The organism is Streptomyces sp. NPDC005722, from assembly GCF_040630935.1.
Classification (GTDB): domain Bacteria; phylum Actinomycetota; class Actinomycetes; order Streptomycetales; family Streptomycetaceae; genus Actinacidiphila.
Genome location: NZ_JBEXYN010000006.1, coordinates 41,523 through 60,357 on the forward strand (window position 1 = coordinate 41,523; position 18,835 = coordinate 60,357).

Sequence of the window (18,835 nt, forward strand, 5' to 3'; positions counted from 1 at the left end):
GACATCCGCGGCGAGACGAGGACCCAGAACCGTCGCCGGTGGACTGCTCACGCCCTGCTTCATCGTGCCCCTTCGCTCGTCGTCCCCGTCCGCGTGTGACGCGTGTGGCTACTGAGTGGGGCGCAGCGGGCCGCGAAAGCGTTACACCGGGCGGCGGAGGCGGCGGGGCCGCGCGGCGCGGACCCGCTTAGGCTGCGGTCATGGCGCATGCGACCGTACGCGAGTGGTACGAGGAAGAGGGCTGGGGCGTGCTGGACTGCCCGGAGACGCCCGGAGGCTGCTTCGCCCACTACAGCGACATCGAGATGAACGGCTTCCGCACCCTGTCCACCGGCCAGTCGGTGGCCCTGGAGTGGGAGGCGCCGGGCTTCGCGCAGGACGGGTACGAGTACCGCGCCCTGCGCGTCGTGCCGAAGGGCTGACCGGGCCCGCCGCTCAGCCCACGTCCCACAGGAAGCGGTGGGTGTGGATGCCGAAGTACGGGAAGGTGTCCACGCCCGCGACGCCCTCCGCGGTCCTGACGACGTCGTTGACGAAGTCCAGCAGGTCGGCCGGACCCGGGCAGACGACCTCGGCGAAGAGGGCGTAGGGCCCGGCCGTGAGGACCGCGTAGACGACCTCGTCCCGGGCCGCCAGCGCGTCCGCGACCGCCCGCGGGTCGCCGTCCACGCGGACCCCGAGCAGCGCCATCGACTGACCGCCCATGGCCATGGGGTCGGTGACGCCCACCACCTGCACGACCTTGCCGTCGATCAGCCGCTGCAGGCGCTGCCGGGCGGCGGACGGGGAGAGCCCGACCTTGGGGCCGAGGTCCGCGTACGGGATGCGGCCGTCGCTCTGGAGCTCGCGGAGGATGGCGCGGTCGATGTCGTCCACGGGCTCAGCCTGCCAGTTCGGCCAGGGCCGCGGCGAAGAGGGCGGTGTGGGTGTCGACGTCGGCCTCCGTGGTGGCCGGGCACATCAGGGCCATGTTGTGGAACGGCGTCATGAGGACGCCGCGGTTGGCCAGCCACAGGTGCAGGAAGTCCTCCAACTCGGGGTCGGAGACGGCCGCCGACTCGCTCCCGTCGCGCGGCGCGGGCGCGGCAAAGCGGTACTCGGTGCGGGCGCCGAGGCGGCTGACGGACCAGGGCACCCCGTGGGCGGCGACGGCGTCGGCGACGCCCCGCTCGAAGCGGGCGGCGAGGGCGGACATGGCGGTGAACGCGTCGTCGGTGAGGACGTGTTCGAGGGTGGCGCGCATGGCGGCGACGGACAGCGCGTTGCCGGCCAGGGTGCCGCCGACGCCGCCCATGTCGACCAGGTCCAGGTCGCCGCGGGACAGCAGGCGGTCGGCGAGGTCGGCGGACAGGCCGTAGGCGCCGGCCGGCACGCCGCCCGCGATGGCCTTGCCGATGGTGAGGACGTCGGGCTCCAGGGACCATGCGGCGGTGGCGCCGCCGGGCCCCGCGGAGAAGGTGTGGGTCTCGTCGTTGATCAACAGCACGCCGCGCCGCCGGGTGAGCTCGCGGACGCCCTCCAGGTAACCGGGCTCCGGGAGGACGATCCCGATGTTGGTGAGGGCGGGCTCCATCAGGACGGCTGCCACGTCCCCGTGGGCGAGTTCCCGCTCCAGGCCCTCCAGGTCGTTGAACTCCGCGACGCGGCTGGTCAGCGTCACGTCGCAGGGCGCCCCCACGTTGCCGGGGCGGCTCACCCCGCCGCGTCCGCCGGGGCCGGTGACGATCAGCGACTCGTCGACGCTGCCGTGGTAGCAGTGGCTGTTGAAGAGGATCTTCTGCCGTCCGGTGACGGCACGGGCGAGGCGGATCGCCCACCGGTTGGCGTCGGTCGCGGTCAGCGAGTACGACCAACGGGGGAGCCCGAAGCGGCGGGCCAGTTCGGCGCCGACCCACTCGGCGTCCTCGGTGGGGAGCATCGCGGTGGCGCCGCCGAGTTCGCGGTAGCGCCGCTCGATCGCCGCTGCCACGGGCTCGGGGGAGTGGCCGGCCATGGCTCCGGTGTCGCCGAGGCAGAAGTCCACGTACTCGTGGCCGTCGATGTCGGTCACGCGCGCGCCGCGCGCGCCGGCGAGGTAGCGGGGGAAGGTGCCGGCGTTCTTGTTCATCCAGGTCATGGGCACCCGGCCGAAGAGGTGGTCGGCCGCCTCGTAGGCGGCGCGCGACCTCGGGTTGCTCGCGGCGGCCTCGGCGGTCTCCCGCGCGAGCAGTTCCTTCAGGTGGGTGCGGTCGACGGACATCGGGCCTCCTCGGCCATGGGGGGCTCCGACCATACGCGTGATTCCGCTGCCTAACCATCCCTCGACACGCGATTCGATCGCGCGCACGATCGAATCCCCTTCCGATGGACGGCCTGCGGCTCCGGGGCCGCAGCGGGTGCGCCTGCCGGGGACCGGTGCCAGGGTGGCTTGTGTCGGTCCCGGGCGGGCCGAGTGGCGCGCCGCCGCGGTGGGTCGAAGCGCCCGGAGGCGGGCGGACACCGGGGACGGACGGCAGGGAAAGGCGGCGATGGCCATGGCGGGACACCCGCACGCCATGCTGGTCGAGAAGGTCTACGCGGCGTTGACCAGGGGCGACATGGACGCGCTGGCCGGCCTGCTGGCCGGGGACGCGGCCCACCACTCCCCCGGCGACCATCCGCTCGCCGGGCACTACAAGGGCCGGGACGAGGTCATCGGCTACTACCGCAGGCTCGCCGAGGAGACCGACGGCAGCATGCGCGTCCAGTTGCGGCAGGTGCTCGTCGACGGCCGCGGGCACGCGATGTCCCTCCACCACGTCACGGCCGAGCGCGGGAGCGGATACCTCGACCAGCCGGGCGGCATCGTGTTCCGCATCGTCGGCGACCGGGTCACGGACCTGGACGAGTGCGTCTGCGACCTCGAGGCCACCAACCGCTTCTGGGCCTGAGGGGCGGGGCGCCTCCGCGGCACGCCCCTGCCTTCTGACGCGCCGGGCCGCGGCCCGCGCCGTCCTCGCGCCTCACGCCGGTTCCGGCCGTGATCGCGTACGGCGCGCCGGCCGGCGGGGCGTCCTCAGGCGCAAGCGGCACACGCGACGGGCAGTGGACGCGGCCCGCCGCCGACGACGGCGGTGGTGACGATGCCCGGAGGCGGTGATCAGCCGTAGCCCCCCGAGGGGACCCCGCTCCCGGCGGAGGCCGCAAGGCCCCGCGTCGACGCGACGCGCACGACACCGGCCCGGGTACGCGGACCAAAGCCCTCCCCGCGCCGGGCACAGCCGGCCGGCCAAGGCGCGGCGCGGGGTGCCGAGTTGCCGGGGCCGGGGGCGCGGCGTGCGGCCGGGGGCGTGCGGAACCCCGCGCCACATCGCCCCCCGCTCCCTCACCCTCCCCTTTCGCAATACCCCTAGGGGGTATAGTTTGGTGGTGGGTGGACGGCACGGTTCCCGACGCCGTACACCGGAACACGCACAGAACGCACGAGGAGAACCCATGTCTGTCAGCTACAGCGTCTCCGGGATGAGCTGCGGTCACTGCGAGTCCGCGGTCAGCAAGGAGGTCGCGGCCCTCCCCGGTGTGACCGGCATCACGGTGGACGCCAAGACCGGCCTGCTCACCATCGACTCCGACGCGCCCCTGGAGGAGGCGGCGGTCCGCGCCGCCGTCGACGAGGCGGGCTACGAACTGGTCGGCCCGGCATGACCCTCCCGGATCAGCAGCAGGTCACCCCGCGGATCGCAGCGCAGGCCGCCCCGGCGGGCGTCACCGAGCTCGAACTCGCGATCGGCGGGATGACCTGCGCCTCGTGCGCGGCCAGGATCGAGAAGAAGCTCAACCGGATGGACGGCGTCACGGCCACCGTCAACTACGCCACCGAGAAGGCGAAGGTGGCGTTCGGCGGCGGGATCGGCGTCGGCGACCTGATCGCCACCGTCGAGGCCACCGGTTACAGCGCCGCGCTCCCCGTCCCGCCGCTCACCGCCGCACCCGGCGACGGGGAGGAGGCCGCGGAGTCCGAGCCGCGCGAGCTCACGGCGCTGCGGCAACGGCTGCTGACCGCCGTCGTGCTCGCCGTGCCCGTCATCGCGATGGCCATGGTCCCGGCCCTGCAGTTCCGCAACTGGCAGTGGCTGTCGCTGACCTTGGCCGCGCCGGTCGTGGCGTACGCGGCGTGGCCCTTCCACCGCGCGGCGTGGACCAACCTGCGGCACGGCGCCACCACCATGGACACGCTCATCTCCATGGGCACGCTGGCCGCCTTCGGCTGGTCCGTGTGGGCCCTGTTCCTCGGCGACGCGGGCGTGCCCGGGCTGAAGCACCCGTTCGAGCTGACCGTCGCCCCAGGCCACGGCTCCGCCGACCTGTACCTGGAGGTCGCCTCCGGCGTCACCGCCTTCATCCTGGCCGGGCGCTGGTTCGAGACCCGCTCCAAGCGCCGGGCGGGCGCCGCGCTGCGCGCCTTGATGGAGCTGGGCGCCAGGGACGTCGGCGTGCTGCGCGGCGGGCGTGAGGTACGCGTCCCCACGGGCGAACTGGCCGTCGGCGACCTGTTCGTGGTGCGGCCGGGCGAGAAGGTCGCCACCGACGGCGTCGTACGGGAGGGCACCTCGGCGGTCGACGCCTCGATGCTCACCGGCGAGTCCGTCCCCGTCGAGGTGGGGCCGGGCGAGGCCGTCACCGGGGCCACGGTGAACGCCGGCGGACGGCTGGTCGTGGAGGCCACCCGGGTCGGCGCCGACACCCAACTGGCCCGCATGGCCCGTCTGGTGGAGGACGCCCAGAACGGCAAGGCGGCGGCGCAGCGCCTCGCCGACCGGATCTCGGCGGTGTTCGTCCCCGTCGTGATCGGACTCGCGCTGGCGACCCTCGGCTTCTGGCTCGGCAACGGCTCGGGCCCGGCCGCCGCCTTCACCGCGGCCGTCGCCGTGCTGATCATCGCCTGCCCGTGCGCGCTCGGCCTGGCCACCCCCACGGCGCTGATGGTCGGCACCGGAAGGGGCGCGCAGCTCGGCATCCTCATCAAGGGGCCCGAGGTGCTGGAGACCACCCGGCGGGTCGACACGATCGTGCTGGACAAGACCGGGACGGTCACCACCGGCGCCATGACGCTGACCGCCGTCCACGCGGCCGAGGGCGAGAAGGAGGACGAGGTGCTGCGCCTGGCCGGCGCCCTGGAGCACGCCTCCGAGCACCCCATCGCCCGCGCCGTCGCCCGGGCGGCGGAGGAGCGCACCGGCGACCTGCCCGGCGTCACGGGCTTCCGCGCGCTGCCCGGACTCGGCGTCCGGGGCACCGTCGACGGCCACGAGGTCACCGTCGGGCGCCAGGAACTGCCCGAACCCCTGCCGGCGGAACTCGCCCGCGCCAAGGCGGAGGCCGAGGCGCGCGGCAGCACAGTGGTCACGGCGGCCTGGGACGGCCGGGCCCGGGCCGTGCTCGTCGTCGCCGACGCCGTGAAGCCGACCAGCGCCGACGCCGTCCGGATGCTGCGCGGGCTGGGCCTCACCCCGGTGCTGCTCACCGGGGACCACCAGGCGGTGGCCCGGGCCGTCGCCGCCGAGGTCGGCATCGACCCCGCCGACGTGATCGCGGACGTCATGCCGGAGGACAAGGTCGCCGTGGTGGCGCGGCTCCAGCGGGAGGGCAGGTCCGTCGCCATGGTCGGCGACGGCATCAACGACGCCGCCGCGCTGGCCCGCGCCGACCTCGGGCTCGCCATGGGCACCGGCACGGACGCCGCCATCGAGGCGAGCGACCTGACGCTGGTCCGGGGGGACCTGAGGGTCGCCGCCGACGCCATCCGGCTGTCCCGGCGCACCCTCGGCACCATCAAGGGCAACCTGTTCTGGGCCTTCGGCTACAACGTGGCGGCCCTGCCGCTGGCCGCCGCCGGGCTGCTCAACCCGATGATCGCGGGTGCCGCGATGGCCTTCTCCTCGGTCTTCGTGGTCGGCAACTCCCTCCGGCTGCGCGGTTTCCGGCCGCTCGCGCGCTGACCCCCACGGCCGCCCCCATGGCCGTGGGGGCGGTCACTCCCCTTCCAGGAGGGCGGCGACGACGGCGTCCATGTCGACGTGGCGCAGCTCCTGCCCGGGCGGCACGGCCTCGTAGACCCGGGCGAGGAAACTGCGCAGGGCGGAGGTGCGCACCTCGACGAGTGCGGTGCCCTCCTCGGTGCGGAACTCGATCGCGGTGTGCTCCGGCCCGCTCGGCCGGATGTGGACGTCGCCCTCCCCGGCGGGCTCGTACAGGCCGGTGGTGATCAGCCCCCGGGCGAACACCCAGGTCACCTCGGCGCCGTCGAGGGAGACCTCCGCGGGGAAGGTGATCCGGGCGGCGAGCGGGTCGTCGCGGCGGTAGCGCAGGGTCGCGGTGGTCTCGCGGCCCGCGGGCCCCGAGCGCGGTCCGCGCAGACGGGCCCTGACGATGTGGTCGATGTCGGTCAGCATGGCCTTCCTCGGCAGGCGGGCGGTGCGCTCCGGATGCGTTCCGGCGCATCTGGAGAGCGCGGACGGCCGCCGTCCTTACGCGACTTGGCGCCCCGATAGTGTGATGTACGTCACAGCCCGCCGGGGGCGTTGCGGTGGTGCGTGCCACGATGAGCCATGGACGCGGGACGGGCGGTGGGGGCGGAGGAGCGGCGCCGGCGCATGGCGGTGCGGCACCGGCTGACGGCGCAGCGGCGGGCGGCGGGCCCCGAGGAGGTGGCCGAGTCGCTGGTGGCGCTGCACGGCACGGACCCGGCGACGGTCTACCTGTCGGCCGCGGCCAGGATGCGCGAGCCCGGCGCCGCGGCCCTGGACCGGGCGCTGTACAAGGACGGGAGCCTGACGCGGCTGCTCGCGATGCGCCGGACGATGTTCGTGGTCGCCACCGCCTCGGCACCGGTGGTGCTCTCGGCCGCGGCCCGGCCGATCGCCGCGCGGGAACGGCGCAAGCTGCTCGGGTTCCTGGCCGACGGCGGCGGCTGGGACGAGGCGTGGCTGGCGGAACTGGAGCGCTCCGTGCTCGCCGCGCTGGCCGGACGCGGCGAGGCGACGGCCGCGCAACTCGCCTCCGACGTGCCCGGGCTGCGCGAGCAGGTCGTGGTGGCCCGCGGCAAGCCGTACGAGGCGACCCAGGCGGTGTCGACACGCGTCCTGCGGGTGCTGGCGGCGGAGGGCCGCATCGTCCGCAGAAGGCCGCTGGGCGGCTGGACGAGCAGTCAGTACCGCTGGGCCCCGGGCACGGAGGCCGAGTCGCCCCCGGCCGCGGAGGCGCGCACCGCACTGGTACGCCGCTGGCTGGCCGCGTACGGGCCGGGCACGGAGGCCGACCTGAAGTGGTGGACGGGCTGGACGCTGACCGAGGTCCGCAAGGCCCTGGCGGCCCTCGGCACCGAACAGGTGCTGCTCGACGGGGAGACCGGCCATGTGCTGCCCGAGGACGCCGGCCCGGTCCCGGAGACGCCGCCATGGGCGGCGCTGCTGCCCGCACTGGACCCGACGCCGATGGGCTGGCAGCGCCGCGACTGGTACCTGCCGCCGGACGCGCAGGAGCGGGCGGCCCTCTTCGACCGGTCGGGCAACATCGGCCCCACCGTGTGGTGGAACGGCCGGGTGGTCGGCGGCTGGGCGCAGCGCGCCGACGGCGAGGTCGTCCACCGCCTCTTCGGCGACCCCGGCGGCGAGGCGGTCGCCGCGATCGCGGCCGAGGCCGCCCGGCTGCGGGGGTGGCTGGACGGCGTCCGCGTCACGCCCCGCTTCCGGACGCCGCTGGAGCGGGAGTTGTCCGCGCCGGCGGCCGCACCGGCCTGAAACGCCGTCACCACGGGTATGCCGCCCATGACGCCTGGTGACCGGCCGGGTGCGGACCGTGCGGAGGTGGACCGATGGAACAGGTGGCGGTGTTCTGCGGCAACTGCGACTGCGGCTGTCCCACGCTGTACGTGGACGAGGCGGCGCCGGCCGACCAGCGGGTCGTGCTGACCGACGACTTCGGGCAGCGGGTGCGGATGAGCGCCGAGCAGTTCCGCTCGCTGGTCGAGGAGGCGAAGGCGGGCCGGCTGGACCACGTGTAGCGGTCCGGCCGGCCCGTACGCCCGATCGCCCGCGCGCCGCGGGCGGGGCCGACCCGGGTCAGGAGACCCGGGTCAGCTTCGAGCCGAAGGAGGGCTGGACGAGGGCCGACTCCAGCAGCACCGGGACCCGGATCGTGCTGTCGCCGTTGCCGACGACGAGTTCACCGACCTGGTCGCCGGCGTTCGCCTGGTGCGGGAGGCCCGCCTTGCCGGCCTCCACCGCGATGTCGACCTCCAGGCCCGCCCAGCCGATCGCGGTGACGTCCTCCCCGGCCACCACCGGCGTGTGGCCGCCGAGGCCGTCGTCCACGTAGCCGACGACGTCGCCCTTCTTGATGATCGTGGCCGAGGCGAGCGCGTCGCGCGTGCCGTCGATCAGGGTGTGGCTGCGGCCGAGGACCGTGTCGATGATCGGGGCCTTCTGCTGGTCGAGCATCGCGCCGACGATCAGCTGCCGGGTGCCGCCGATCTTGCGGTAGGCGGCGAAGAGCAGGTTGCCGCCGGCCTTGGTGCTGGTGCCGGTCTTGATGCCGACGATGTCGTTGTAGCCGGACAACTGGTTGTAGTTCTTCTGGATGTTGCCGTTGATGTCCGTGTACTGGATCTTGCCGGCGATCTCCGCGAAGACCGGGTCCTTCATCGCCGCGTGCCCCAGTTTGACCTGGTCGCTCGCGGTGCTGACGGTGGTCGCCTGCAGGCCGCTCGGGTCGGTGTACGTCGTGTCGTCCATGCCGAGTTCCTTGGCGGTGGCGTTCATCTTCTTCACGAACGCCGCCTCCGAACCCGCGTCCCAACGGGCGAGCAGACGGGCGATGTTGTTGGCCGAGGGCAGCATGACCGCTTCCAGCGCCTCGTACTCGGTGAGTTTCTGCCCGGCGGTCACGGGGACGACGGACTCCGACTCCTGCACGCCGCTGTGGTACTGGTCCTGGGCCTTCTGGTCGACCTCGACGGTCTTGCCCTTGCCGCCCTTCCTGATCGGGTGGTCGCGCAGGATGACGTAGGTCGTCATCACCTTGGCGACGCTCGCGATCGGCGTCGGCTCCTGCTCGCCGAACTCGCCCATGCGGCCGAGGCCCTCGGCCTCGACGACGGCCTGGCCCTCGCTGGGCCACGGGAGCGACAGCTCGTCGCCCTCGAAGGTGTACGAGGTCTCGGCGGTCGCCACCAGCTCCGGCTCGGGCAGCGGACGCAGCGCCTGCGCCACGCAGACGACCACGATCAGCAGCAGGACCAGCGGGGTCCAGATCTTGACCCGCCGCACGGTCGTGCGCAGCGGCGTCTGCGGCGGCGGCGGGGTGTTGGTGAGCTCCGCCAGCAGCCGCAGCGGCTCGTCGGGGTCGGGCGGCAGCGGCATCTGCTTCGTCCGCGAAGCGCCGCCGGGCTCCGGGGTCTCCGGGGTCCGCGTGGTCTCCGCGGGCAGCGGGGCCCGCGGGATCGCGGCCGGCCGGTCGTCCGTCCTCAGCGGGACAAACGTTCCGCTACCGCGTGGAGGCGTCGCCACGGGCGCGGAGGCGGAGGGTGCGGGCGCCGGTGCGGGTGCGGGCGCGGGCGCGGGTACGGAGGGCGCGGGCGCGGAAGCGGAGGACGTGGGTGCGGGTGCGGAGGGCGCGCGCAGGGTCATGGTGCGCTCGCGGACGGGCGTGCCGCCGCCTTCGGTGCGGGGCGCGCGCAGCGTGAGCGTGCCCTCCACGGCCCTGGGGGCGTCGTGTCCGCCCCCGGACGCCTCGCGCGCCCCGGGTCCGCCCTTGACGCCTCCGGGGCCCTGTGAGGGGCGTTGGGGGCCCTCGCCCTCGGACCCGTCCGACGGGGTCCCGTCCCGGGACTCCCCGGCGGTGTCCTCCGGATCTTCGTCCGGGGCCTCCGCGTGCGTCTCCGCCGGGACTTCGCCCGGCGTTCCGTCCCGGGTCCCGTCCGGCTCTCCGCCGGGGCCGCGCCCGCCCGCGTCGCCGGCGGGGGTGTCCGCGGGCTCCGCTTCGGCGTCCGCCGCGGCGGCCGGCTCATCGCCGCTGCCGGGTTCCGCGGCGGAGGAGGACTCCTCGGGCTCGCCGCCGGACTCCGCGGACTCCGCGGGTCCCACCGGCTCGTCGGACGCGGACTCCCGTGCGGGCGTCGCGTCGTCGGCGTGCTCCTCGCCCGCGTCCGCGTCACCGTCCTCGCCCGCCTCCGCGTCCGCGTCCGCGTCTCCGTCCGTGGCGGAATCCTCCGCGCCCGCCTCCTCGGTGACTGCGTCGCCGGTACGGGATTCCGCACCGTCCCCCGCGTCACCGGCCGGAGGGGCGGCTTCCGCGTCCGGCGTAGCGTCCTGCGCCGCGCCGTCCACGTCCGCTCCGGCGTCCGGCGTACCCGGGGCACTCGCCCCCGGCTCCGAAACGCCCTCCGCTTCGGGCGGCTCCGGCGCGAACTCCGGGTCACCGGTGGCCGGTTCCGATGCGCCCCGAGGCGCTCCCACAGACCCGCGGAAGACCGTCAGCCGCGGATCCACCGCCCCGCCTCCGGTCGCCTCCCCCGACAACTCCTGCTGCTCCGCCCTGCCGGGGGACTCGCCCGCCACCGGACCTCCTCCACACTTCGCGCGGTGCGCCGCCGCGGCGCCCCGCTCACCCTTACACCAGTTTCCAGGCCCCTGCTGTGAAGCCCCCGTGGGACCCGCCGGACGACGCTCCGGCCCTTCGCGAGCCACCGCCGCCCTCGGTGCTAGACGAGAACGACATATGAGTCGGTTCCCGCACGAACGGGCAAGGCGCTCTCGACAGGCCGGTGTGAGAGGCGTCACCCTGTCATTCATCCACGCGGGGAGGCATGGATGGGCAGGAGCCGCAGAACACTTCCGGAGGAGCTGTTGCTGCTCGCCCTGGACCCGGCCACGGGTACCACGGCGCAGCCGCAGTCTCTCGACCTCGGTCTTGCCGGGGCACAGCTAGTGGAGCTGTGCCTGGCCGGACGAATAGCCCCTGACGGGGATCGTATCGCCGTGGTGCACCCACGGCCGACAGGAGATCCGACCCTGGACTCCGCGCTCGAACTGCTGCGCCGTCGTGGCAGCCCCGTGCGCGCCGTCCACTGGATCGGCGGGCCCCGCCTGGGGCTGCGCCAGACGTATCTCGCGCATCTGGAACGGTGCGGCATGGTGCACGCCGTGCCGGGGCAGATGTGCGGGGTGCTGCCGACCACGCGCTATCAGGCGACCGACAGCGAGGTCAGCCGGGAGATCAGGGCCCGGCTGGACAGCGCGATCCGCACCGGGGTGCCACCGGACCCGCGGACCGCGGCCCTCGCCGCGATCGCCCATGCCGTGGGGCTCGGCAAGCACCTGTACCCGGGCAACGAGGGCCGGTCGTCCCGATCGCGGCTCCGTGACCTGATCAGGTACGACCCCATGGGCGGCCTCGTCGCGCACGCCGTGATGGACGTGCAGAACGGCGCCGCCGCGCAGCCGAAGCGCGCCCCCGCCCAGGGGCGTCCGGCGGCTGCCAGGGCGACGGGCCACGGCATGGTCCGCGCCGGCGTGCGCTGAACCGGGGTGTCCGGGGGCAGGGCCCGGACACCGTGAGACCACGACCCCACCGCAACCGCCGCGCGCGGGGCGGCGACCGGCACCGGCCGGCCGCCGCCCCGCGCGCTGCCGTTTGTCCGCTCTTTTGAAGAGCGCAGCATATGACCAATTCCCAGCGGCGGGATGACCGATAGTGGCACTCTGCTGACCAGCAGTACATATCTGCAGAGAACACGGACCAGTCCGGAACCCGGAGGTGCACATCCCGTGGCCGCCAACGTCAATCCCACCGTCAGGCGACGCCGACTCGGCTCGGAACTGCGCAAGCTGCGCGAGCAGAAGGGAATGACCGCGGAGGAGGTCGCCGCCCGGCTGCTGGTCTCCCAGTCGAAGATCAGCAGGCTGGAGAACGGGCGCCGCAGCATCAGCCAGCGCGACGTGCGCGACCTGTGCAGCGTGTACGGGGTCGACGACAGCCGCCTCGTCGACTCCCTGATGAACATGGCGCGCGAGTCCCGGCAGCAGGGCTGGTGGCACGCCTTCGGCGACGTCCCGTACAGCGTCTACATCGGCCTGGAGACGGAGGCCGAGTCCCTGCGCGTCTACGACTCCCTGGTGGTGCCGGGCCTGCTGCAGACCCGCAACTACGCCTCGGCCGTCATCGAGGGGACGCTCCCCGAGGCCACGCCCGAGCAGATCGAGAAGCGCATCGAGATCCGGCTGCGCCGCCAGGAGCGGGTCACCGACCCGGACGCGCCGCTGCGCTTCTGGGTGGTGATGGACGAGTCCGCGCTGCGCCGTATCGTCGGCAGCAAGGACGTGATGCGCGAACAGCTGGAGTACCTGACCCAGATGAGCACCCAGGCGCACGTCACCGTCCAGGTCCTGCCCTACGACGCCGGGGCGCACCCGGGCATGTCCGGCAACTTCGCGATCCTGGAGTTCGCCGACGCGACCGACTCCAGCGTCGTGTACATCGAGGGTGTCACGAGCGACCTCTACCTGGAGAAGCCGACGGACGTGCACGGCTACAGCGTGATGTACGAGCACCTGCGGGCGCAGGCGCTCAGCGCGGAGCAGAGCCGGCAGTTCATCGCGGACGCCGCCAAGGAGTACGCACGCTGATTCTGCGACAGGGAATGCCGCAGAGTACACCTGTGCCCCGTGGGGTGGAGGACCTCCTGGAATATGCCACTCGTTGGAGGTAACAGCCGCTGTGGGCAGTGATGTTGGCGAGTAGCTTCGATCACGTCAGAGCTGCACAAAAAGAAAGCTCGGAGCGATCATGGCTATTCAGCTCGGTAACACCAATGCGTGGACCAAGTCCACCCGTTCCCAGGGAAATGGCGCCTGCGTGGAGGTGGCCTCCCGTACGTCGTCCGCCGTCGACGTCCGCGACTCCAAGGACCCCGACGGCCCGACGCTCGCCTTCTCCCCCGATGCCTGGACGGCGTTCGTCGCGGACATCGGCCACGGGACCTACGACCTCGACTGAGCACCGGCGCAGTACCCGTACGGGCCCTCTCGACCGGCACGCCGTCCTGGCCGAGGGGGCTCACTGCCACCCTGACGTCCTCTCCCCGCGGCCGTCACCGCAGTTCGTCGACGTACATGTCGGTCCCCGGCACCGTGGGCACGAAGGGCGCGACGAGTTCGACCCGGCCGAGCCCCGTGCCGGCCACCTCGGCGTCCAACCCCGTGAAGTGCTCCTCCCACACCTCGCGCGGGTCCCGCTGCAGGAACCAGAGCAGGGTGAGCCGGGTGCCGACGCCCTCGACCTGCTTCACGTAGGACATCCGCTCCAGCGGCAGCGGTGTGGGACGGAAGACCGTCACCATCGCCGAGGGCGAGCCGGCCAGCCGCCGCGGCAGCTGACGGTCGCGCAGCAGGCCGAGCAGTTCGTCGCACTGCTGCGGCGTGTCGGTGTCGACCACCTCGACGACCAGTCCCCCGTAAGGGTGGTCGAGCGCGTGGAAGTCCCGGGGGCCGGACGGGCCGTCGCGGTAGACGGTGACGGCGTGGTCCTGGAAGGCGGTGAAGACGTGGGTGCGGTCGTGGTGGACGCGGGCGTCGCGGTTGAGGCGCCGGTTGATGGCGACGGTCCACTTCATGTGGTCCGCGTGACGCCCGGCCGTGATCCAGTACACGGTGATGTAGCAGCCGTCGGTGACCGGCTGGGCGACCGCGGACTTCTCCGGGTAGCGCAGTGACCGCAGGTCCCGGGTGGCCACCCAGCGGCGCCCGGCGAACATCCAGGGCATCGCCATGGCGCCGGCGATGAAGTGGTCGTCCTCGTACCAGCGGTTGTAGGCGCGCTCGTGGCCCGGGTGCGGCTCGACCATGGTGATGAGCGCGTGGCCGAGTCCCGGGCCGTAGGGGCCGACGGAGGCCAGTTCTGCGTAGAGCTCGCTGCGGGTGTCTTCTTCGGTCATGCCTCCGGTTTAGCTGACGGAACGTCAGATATGGAAGACCGTGGCGGGTAACGGGACATCTGTGTACGGTCCCCGGAAATCACCCGCCACCGCGAAGGAGCCCGCCATGCGCGCCGCCGTCCCCGGACTCGCCACCCGTGCCACCGCCGTCGGCGGCTCGCCGGTACGGGAGATCCTCGCGCTGACCGCCCGCCCGGAGGTGATCTCCTTCGCCGGCGGCCTGCCCGCCCCCGAGCTCTTCGACGCCGGGGCGATACGCGCCGCGTACGACCGCGTCCTGGCGGAGGCGCCCGAGCGGGTGCTGCAGTACTCCACCACCGAGGGGGACCCGGCGCTGCGCGGGGCGGTCGCCGGCCGGCTCACCCGCGCGGGACTGCCCACCGGCTCCGACGACCTGCTCGTCACCGGCGGCTCCCAGCAGGCCCTCACCCTGCTCTCCACGGCCCTGCTGGAGCCCGGGGACGTCGTCCTCGTGGAGGACCCGGGCTACCTGGCGGCGCTGCAGTGCTTCGCCTTCGCCGGCGCGCGCGTGGTGCCCGTGCCCTCCGACGCGGACGGCATCGACCCGGCGTCCCTGGAACTGGCCGCCGTCCGGGAGAAGGCCAAGCTGCTCTACCTGGTGCCGACCTTCCAGAACCCCACGGGCCGCACGACGACCGCCGGACGCCGGGAGGCCGTCGCCCGGATCGCCGAACGGCACGGGCTGTGGATCGCGGAGGACGACCCGTACGGGGAACTGCGCTACGACGGCGAGGCCGAGCCGCGGATCGCCTCCCACGAGGCGGCGGCCGACCGGACGGTCCTGCTCGGCAGCCTGTCCAAGATCATGGCGCCCGGGATGCGGCTCGGCTGGCTGCGTGCCCCCGCCGCGCTGCGCCGCGCGTGCGTGGTGGCCAAGCAGGCCGCCGACCTGCACACCTCGACCGTGGACCAGGCCGCCGCCGCCCGCTACCTCGCCGACTCCGACCTCGACGCCCACCTGGCCCGGGTCCGCGCCGCCTACCGGGAACGGCGGGACGCACTGCTGGCCGGGCTGCCCGCGGCGCTGCCCGGGGGCAGCACCTGGAACCGGCCGGAGGGCGGCATGTTCGTCTGGGCGCGGATGCCCGCCGGGTACGACGCGACGGAGCTGCTGCCCCGGGTGGTGGCGCACGACGTGGCCTACGTGCCGGGGGCGCCCTTCTACGCGGGCGAGCCCGACCGTGCGGCGCTGCGGCTGTCGTTCGTGACGCACACCCCGGACGAGATCGGGGAGGGGCTGCGCCGGCTCGCCAAGGCCCTGGCCATCGCCGGCGGCTGAGCCTATTCTGACGGTCCGTCAGTTCATCCGTCCGGGTGGAGGTGGTGGGCCGTGCTGCTGCGCGACAAGACCGTGGTGGTGTCCGGGGTGGGGGCCGGCCTCGGGCAGCGCGTCGCCGAGGCCGTCGTCCGTGACGGCGGGAACGCCGTGCTCGGGGCCCGCACCGAGGCGCACCTCGCCAAGGCGGCCGGCGAGATCGACCCCGGGGGCGGCCGCGTCGCCTGGCGTTCCACCGACATCACGGACGCCGCGCAGTGCGAGGCGCTGGCCGCCCTCGCCGAGGAGCGGTTCGGCGGGATCGACGCGGTCGTCCACGTGGCCGCCATGGACGGCCACTTCGGCGGTCTCGCGGACGCCGACTTCGAGACCTGGAAGACGGTGCTCGACGTCAACCTGCTCGGCACGCTGCGGATGACCCGGGCCTGCCTGGGCGGGCTGCGCCGGCGCGGCGGCGGCTCGGTGGTCCTCATCGGCACCCAGTCCGCCGTGGCCGCCCCGTCCCAGGTGCGCCAGGCGGCGTACGCGTCCTCCAAGGGCGCGCTGACCTCGGCGATGTACTCGCTCGCCCGTGAGCTGGGCCCGGAGCGGATCCGGGTCAACACGGTGCTCCCGGGCTGGATGTGGGGCCCTCCGGTCCAGGCCTGGGTCGGCTTCACCGCGCACACCGAGGGCGTGCCCGAGGACGAGGTGCTGCACCGGCTCGCCGAGCGGATGGCGCTGCCCGAACTGGCCACGGACGGCGACGTGGCGGAGGCCGTGGTCTTCCTGGCCTCCGACCGGGCGCGCGCGATCACCGGGCAGTCGTTGCTGGTGAACGCGGGCGAACTGATGCGCTGACAGGGACGGCCGGGGCCGGTCGGGCCCCGTTCTGTGTGCGGTCGTTCCGGCGAAGTACCCGCTCATCGTGGGGCGCCGGGCAGGTTCACAACAACGTGAAGTAAGGTCAAGAACAAGTAAAATCGTTCTACGTGCTGATCGACGTTCATGTCCTTGAACGCCGATGGTCTTGACCAGCCCCTTTCCAGGCGGTTCAATCTGGGGCGCCGCCCCGCGACGGACGTACCGGCGAAGTGCGCTCCCGTTCACAAGGCGGACCCCTGGAAGGGGCAACAGCACATGAATGGTCTCGACTGGGCCGTACTCGTCGGCTACTTCGGCGTGATGGTCGCCATCGGCCTGTGGTCCCACAAACGCGTCGACGACGTCAGCGACTTCTTCACCGCGGGCGGTCGCATGCCCTGGTGGCTGTCCGGCATCTCGCACCACATGTCCGGCTACAGCGCGGTGATGTTCACCGGTTACGCCGGCATCGCCTACACCTACGGCGTCACCTCGTACGTCACCTGGTCCTTCCCCATCGCCATCGGCATCGCCATCGGCGCCAACCTCTTCGCGCCCCGGCTCAACCGGCTGCGCTCCCGGCTGCACGTGGCCTCGCCCCTGGAGTACCTGAAGAACCGCTACAACGTCCCGACCCAGCAGGCCCTCGCCGTCTCCGGCGTGCTGCTCAAGATCGTGGACGTGGGCGCCAAGTGGGCGGCGATCGCCACCCTGCTGTCGGTCTTCACCGGGGTCTCCCTCAACCAGGGCATCCTCATCACCGGTGCGGTCACCGCCGTCTACTGCACCGTCGGCGGCCTGTGGGCCGACGCGCTCACCGAGCTCGGGCAGTTCGTCATCCAGCTGCTCGCGGGCCTGGCGATGCTGGTCGCCGTGCTCGGCGAGATCGGCGGCGTCAGCGGCCTGTGGACGGTCTGGGACAAGCTGCCCGACAACCACACGGCGCCGACGGCCGGCCCGTACACCCTGACCTTCCTGCTGGCGTACCTGTTCATCAAGACCTTCGAGTACAACGGCGGCATGTGGAACCAGGCCCAGCGCTACATGGCCACGAGCAACGCCCGCGAGGCCACGCGCTCGGCGCGGCTGTCGTCCGTGCTGTGGTTCGTCTGGCCGCTGATCCTCTTCTTCCCGATGTGGGTCGCCCCGCTGCTGGTGAAGGCGCAGAAGCCGGACGCCTCCGACTCGTACGCCCTGCTGACCGAGCAGCTGCTGCCGCACGGCCTGCTGGGCCTCGTGGTCGTCGGCTTCTTCTCGCACACCATGGCCATGTGCTCCTCCGACGCCAACGCCATCGCCGCCGTCTTCACCCGGGACATCGCCCCGGTGCTGTCCAAGGCGGCGCGCGGCTGGAACGCGCGGGCCGGACTGCTCGCGGCGCGGCTCACCACCGTGGCCTTCCTCGCCCTGTCGATGGCGGTGGCCACCCAGGTCAACTCGCCGACCTTCAAGGACATCATCACGGTCGTCATCAAGTGGGTGGCCGGCCTGATGGGCCCGATCGCGATCCCGTTCATGCTCGGGCTGCTGCGGACGTTCCGGAAGTCCGGCCCCACGGCCGCGCTGGTCTCGTGGGCGGCGGGCCTGTTCGCCTTCTGGCTCACCAACTACGGCCTGGACGGGGTCCAGCTGCAGATCCAGATCGTGACGCCGCTGGCGGTCAGCCTCGTGCTGTACGTGCTCATCGGCTTCGTCAAGCCCGAGGACACCCCGGAGCGCGACGCGGTCCTGGCGCAGATCAACTCCGACGGGGACGGGGACGACGCGGCCGCCGCGGCGACCCTGCCCGAGGAGCCCGCGAAGGCCTGACGCCCGGTGTCCCCGGGGCGGGCCGTCACCCGCCCCGGGGACACCGCGCCGCCGGCGGCCCGGCCGGCCCCCACGGCGCCCACGGCGCTCACGGCAGGACGTCGGCGAGCTCCTGCAGCAGCCGCCGCTTGGGCCGGGCGCCCACGAGGGACTTCACCGGCTCCCCCGACCGGAAGACCATCAGGGTCGGCATCGACAGGACCCCGTAGGCCGCCGTGGTCCGCGGGTTGTGGTCCACGTCGATGCAGACGACCTTCAGCCGGCCCGCCTCCTCGCGGGCGACCTCCGCCAGGACCGGGGCGATCTGACGGCAGGGCGGGCACCAGCCGGCGGTGAACTCCACCAGCACCGGCCCCCGCGCCCGCAGCACCTCCTCGGCGAACGTCGCGTCGGTCACCTCGGTCAGCCCCTCGACGTGCGTCGTCATCGCGTACTCCCCTCACTCGCCTCGCAACCGAACTCGCAGCGCGGAGCGGAACCGCCCCCGGCCGAGGCCAGCTCCGCGTGGGCGAGCTGCGAGCCGAGCCGCTCGCGGACCTCGCCCAGGCGGGCGATGCACTCGTCCAGCTCGGCCAGCTTGCGCCGGTAGACCTCGAGCGAGGCGTCGCAGGAGTCCCCCTCCGGGTGGCCCGCCCGCAGGCAGTCCACGAACGGGCGGGTGTCCTCCAGTTCGAAGCCGAAGGCGCGCAGCGCCTGGATCTGCCGGAGCAGCCGCAGGTCCTGCTCGTCGTAGGCCCGGTAGCCGTTGCCCGCGCGCCGGGCGTGCAGCAGGCCGATCGATTCGTAGTGGCGCAGGGCGCGGGTGGTGGTCCCGGCCCGTTCCGCGAGTTCTCCGATCCGCATGCCCCGACGGTAGACCTTGACGTGGGCGTCAAGGCCAGCGCGGATATTCCCGGCCGGGGCAGCGCGGCCCGGTGATCCTCCCGACACAGCCGACT

The 18,835-nt window shown here is 73.4% G+C and carries 19 protein-coding genes; 12 read left to right on the top strand and 7 right to left on the bottom strand.

Translation table 11 applies throughout. The annotated features are described in order from the left end of the window. Positions 1-200: 200 nt before the first annotated feature. A complete protein-coding gene (locus ABZ479_RS09730) occupies positions 201-422 on the top strand; it encodes a cold shock domain-containing protein (protein ID WP_500461002.1) in 222 nt (73 codons plus the stop codon). Positions 423-435: 13 nt separating this feature from the next. Here the strand turns inward: ABZ479_RS09730 and ABZ479_RS09735 are convergent, their stop codons facing one another. Together ABZ479_RS09735 and ABZ479_RS09740 are read right to left on the bottom strand one after the other, a co-directional pair. Then, on the bottom strand, positions 436-876 hold the full coding sequence (locus ABZ479_RS09735; protein WP_499600018.1) for an Lrp/AsnC family transcriptional regulator: 441 nt from the start codon (positions 874-876) through the stop codon (positions 436-438). Between the two features lie 4 nt (positions 877-880). Then, entirely contained in the window at positions 881-2,239 is a 1,359-nt protein-coding gene (locus tag ABZ479_RS09740) for a transaminase (protein WP_500461004.1), read from the bottom strand. A gap of 274 nt (positions 2,240-2,513) precedes the next feature. On the opposite strand from ABZ479_RS09740, the gene ABZ479_RS09745 reads away from it, so the two are divergent. The 3 genes from ABZ479_RS09745 (at position 2,514) to ABZ479_RS09755 (ending at position 5,957) form a co-directional block, all read left to right on the top strand. Continuing rightward, complete coding sequence (locus ABZ479_RS09745) at positions 2,514-2,909, top strand: nuclear transport factor 2 family protein (RefSeq protein ID WP_499600279.1); 396 nt, start codon at positions 2,514-2,516, stop codon at positions 2,907-2,909. 544 nt (positions 2,910-3,453) lie between these two features. Further along, positions 3,454-3,663: a heavy-metal-associated domain-containing protein gene (locus tag ABZ479_RS09750; protein WP_018559941.1), complete on the top strand. Its 210-nt coding sequence runs from the start codon at positions 3,454-3,456 to the stop codon at positions 3,661-3,663. After that, complete coding sequence (locus ABZ479_RS09755) at positions 3,660-5,957, top strand: heavy metal translocating P-type ATPase (RefSeq protein WP_500461006.1); 2,298 nt, start codon at positions 3,660-3,662, stop codon at positions 5,955-5,957. Before ABZ479_RS09750 ends, ABZ479_RS09755 begins: the two co-directional genes overlap by 4 nt. 33 nt (positions 5,958-5,990) lie before the next feature. Here ABZ479_RS09755 and ABZ479_RS09760 read toward each other — a convergent pair whose 3' ends face one another. Beyond that, positions 5,991-6,410, bottom strand: coding sequence for an SsgA family sporulation/cell division regulator (locus tag ABZ479_RS09760; protein WP_500461007.1), 420 nt, complete (start codon positions 6,408-6,410; stop codon positions 5,991-5,993). A gap of 156 nt (positions 6,411-6,566) precedes the next feature. Here ABZ479_RS09760 and ABZ479_RS09765 point away from each other — a divergent pair, with 156 nt between their 5' ends. Together ABZ479_RS09765 and ABZ479_RS09770 are read left to right on the top strand one after the other, a co-directional pair. Continuing rightward, a complete protein-coding gene (locus tag ABZ479_RS09765) occupies positions 6,567-7,757 on the top strand; it encodes a winged helix DNA-binding domain-containing protein (protein WP_500461009.1) in 1,191 nt (396 codons plus the stop codon). Between the two features lie 74 nt (positions 7,758-7,831). Then, a complete protein-coding gene (locus ABZ479_RS09770; RefSeq protein WP_431959569.1) occupies positions 7,832-8,020 on the top strand; it encodes a hypothetical protein in 189 nt (62 codons plus the stop codon). A gap of 58 nt (positions 8,021-8,078) precedes the next feature. Here ABZ479_RS09770 and ABZ479_RS09775 read toward each other — a convergent pair whose 3' ends face one another. Next, positions 8,079-10,343 carry a D-alanyl-D-alanine carboxypeptidase gene (locus tag ABZ479_RS09775; protein ID WP_500461010.1) on the bottom strand — a complete coding sequence of 755 codons (2,265 nt, stop codon included), beginning with the start codon at positions 10,341-10,343 and terminating at the stop codon, positions 8,079-8,081. A gap of 483 nt (positions 10,344-10,826) precedes the next feature. Between ABZ479_RS09775 and ABZ479_RS09780 the strand changes: the two genes are divergently transcribed. The 3 genes from ABZ479_RS09780 (at position 10,827) to ABZ479_RS09790 (ending at position 13,011) form a co-directional block, all read left to right on the top strand. Further along, complete coding sequence (locus ABZ479_RS09780; protein WP_500461011.1) at positions 10,827-11,537, top strand: GOLPH3/VPS74 family protein; 711 nt, start codon at positions 10,827-10,829, stop codon at positions 11,535-11,537. A 246-nt stretch (positions 11,538-11,783) separates the two neighbouring features. Then, entirely contained in the window at positions 11,784-12,641 is an 858-nt protein-coding gene (locus ABZ479_RS09785) for a helix-turn-helix domain-containing protein (RefSeq protein ID WP_500461013.1), read from the top strand. Positions 12,642-12,801: 160 nt separating this feature from the next. After that, the gene (locus ABZ479_RS09790) at positions 12,802-13,011 is read left to right on the top strand and encodes a DUF397 domain-containing protein (RefSeq protein WP_499600004.1); all 210 of its coding nucleotides are present in this window, start codon (positions 12,802-12,804) and stop codon (positions 13,009-13,011) included. Between the two features lie 94 nt (positions 13,012-13,105). On the opposite strand, the gene ABZ479_RS09795 is transcribed toward ABZ479_RS09790, so the two are convergent. Beyond that, complete coding sequence (locus tag ABZ479_RS09795; protein WP_500461014.1) at positions 13,106-13,948, bottom strand: hypothetical protein; 843 nt, start codon at positions 13,946-13,948, stop codon at positions 13,106-13,108. A gap of 106 nt (positions 13,949-14,054) precedes the next feature. Between ABZ479_RS09795 and ABZ479_RS09800 the strand changes: the two genes are divergently transcribed. The 3 genes from ABZ479_RS09800 (at position 14,055) to ABZ479_RS09810 (ending at position 17,897) form a co-directional block, all read left to right on the top strand. Continuing rightward, positions 14,055-15,248, top strand: coding sequence for an aminotransferase-like domain-containing protein (locus ABZ479_RS09800; protein WP_500461016.1), 1,194 nt, complete (start codon positions 14,055-14,057; stop codon positions 15,246-15,248). A 51-nt stretch (positions 15,249-15,299) separates the two neighbouring features. Next, positions 15,300-16,085: an SDR family oxidoreductase gene (locus ABZ479_RS09805; protein ID WP_500461018.1), complete on the top strand. Its 786-nt coding sequence runs from the start codon at positions 15,300-15,302 to the stop codon at positions 16,083-16,085. A 279-nt stretch (positions 16,086-16,364) separates the two neighbouring features. Then, complete coding sequence (locus ABZ479_RS09810) at positions 16,365-17,897, top strand: sodium:solute symporter family protein (protein ID WP_499599996.1); 1,533 nt, start codon at positions 16,365-16,367, stop codon at positions 17,895-17,897. A gap of 88 nt (positions 17,898-17,985) precedes the next feature. Here ABZ479_RS09810 and trxA read toward each other — a convergent pair whose 3' ends face one another. Beyond that, positions 17,986-18,324 carry a thioredoxin gene (gene trxA / locus ABZ479_RS09815; RefSeq protein ID WP_500461019.1) on the bottom strand — a complete coding sequence of 113 codons (339 nt, stop codon included), beginning with the start codon at positions 18,322-18,324 and terminating at the stop codon, positions 17,986-17,988. Continuing rightward, positions 18,321-18,740 carry a MerR family transcriptional regulator gene (locus tag ABZ479_RS09820; protein WP_500461021.1) on the bottom strand — a complete coding sequence of 140 codons (420 nt, stop codon included), beginning with the start codon at positions 18,738-18,740 and terminating at the stop codon, positions 18,321-18,323. The genes trxA and ABZ479_RS09820 overlap by 4 nt, the downstream gene beginning before the upstream one ends. Positions 18,741-18,835: the final 95 nt, after the last annotated feature.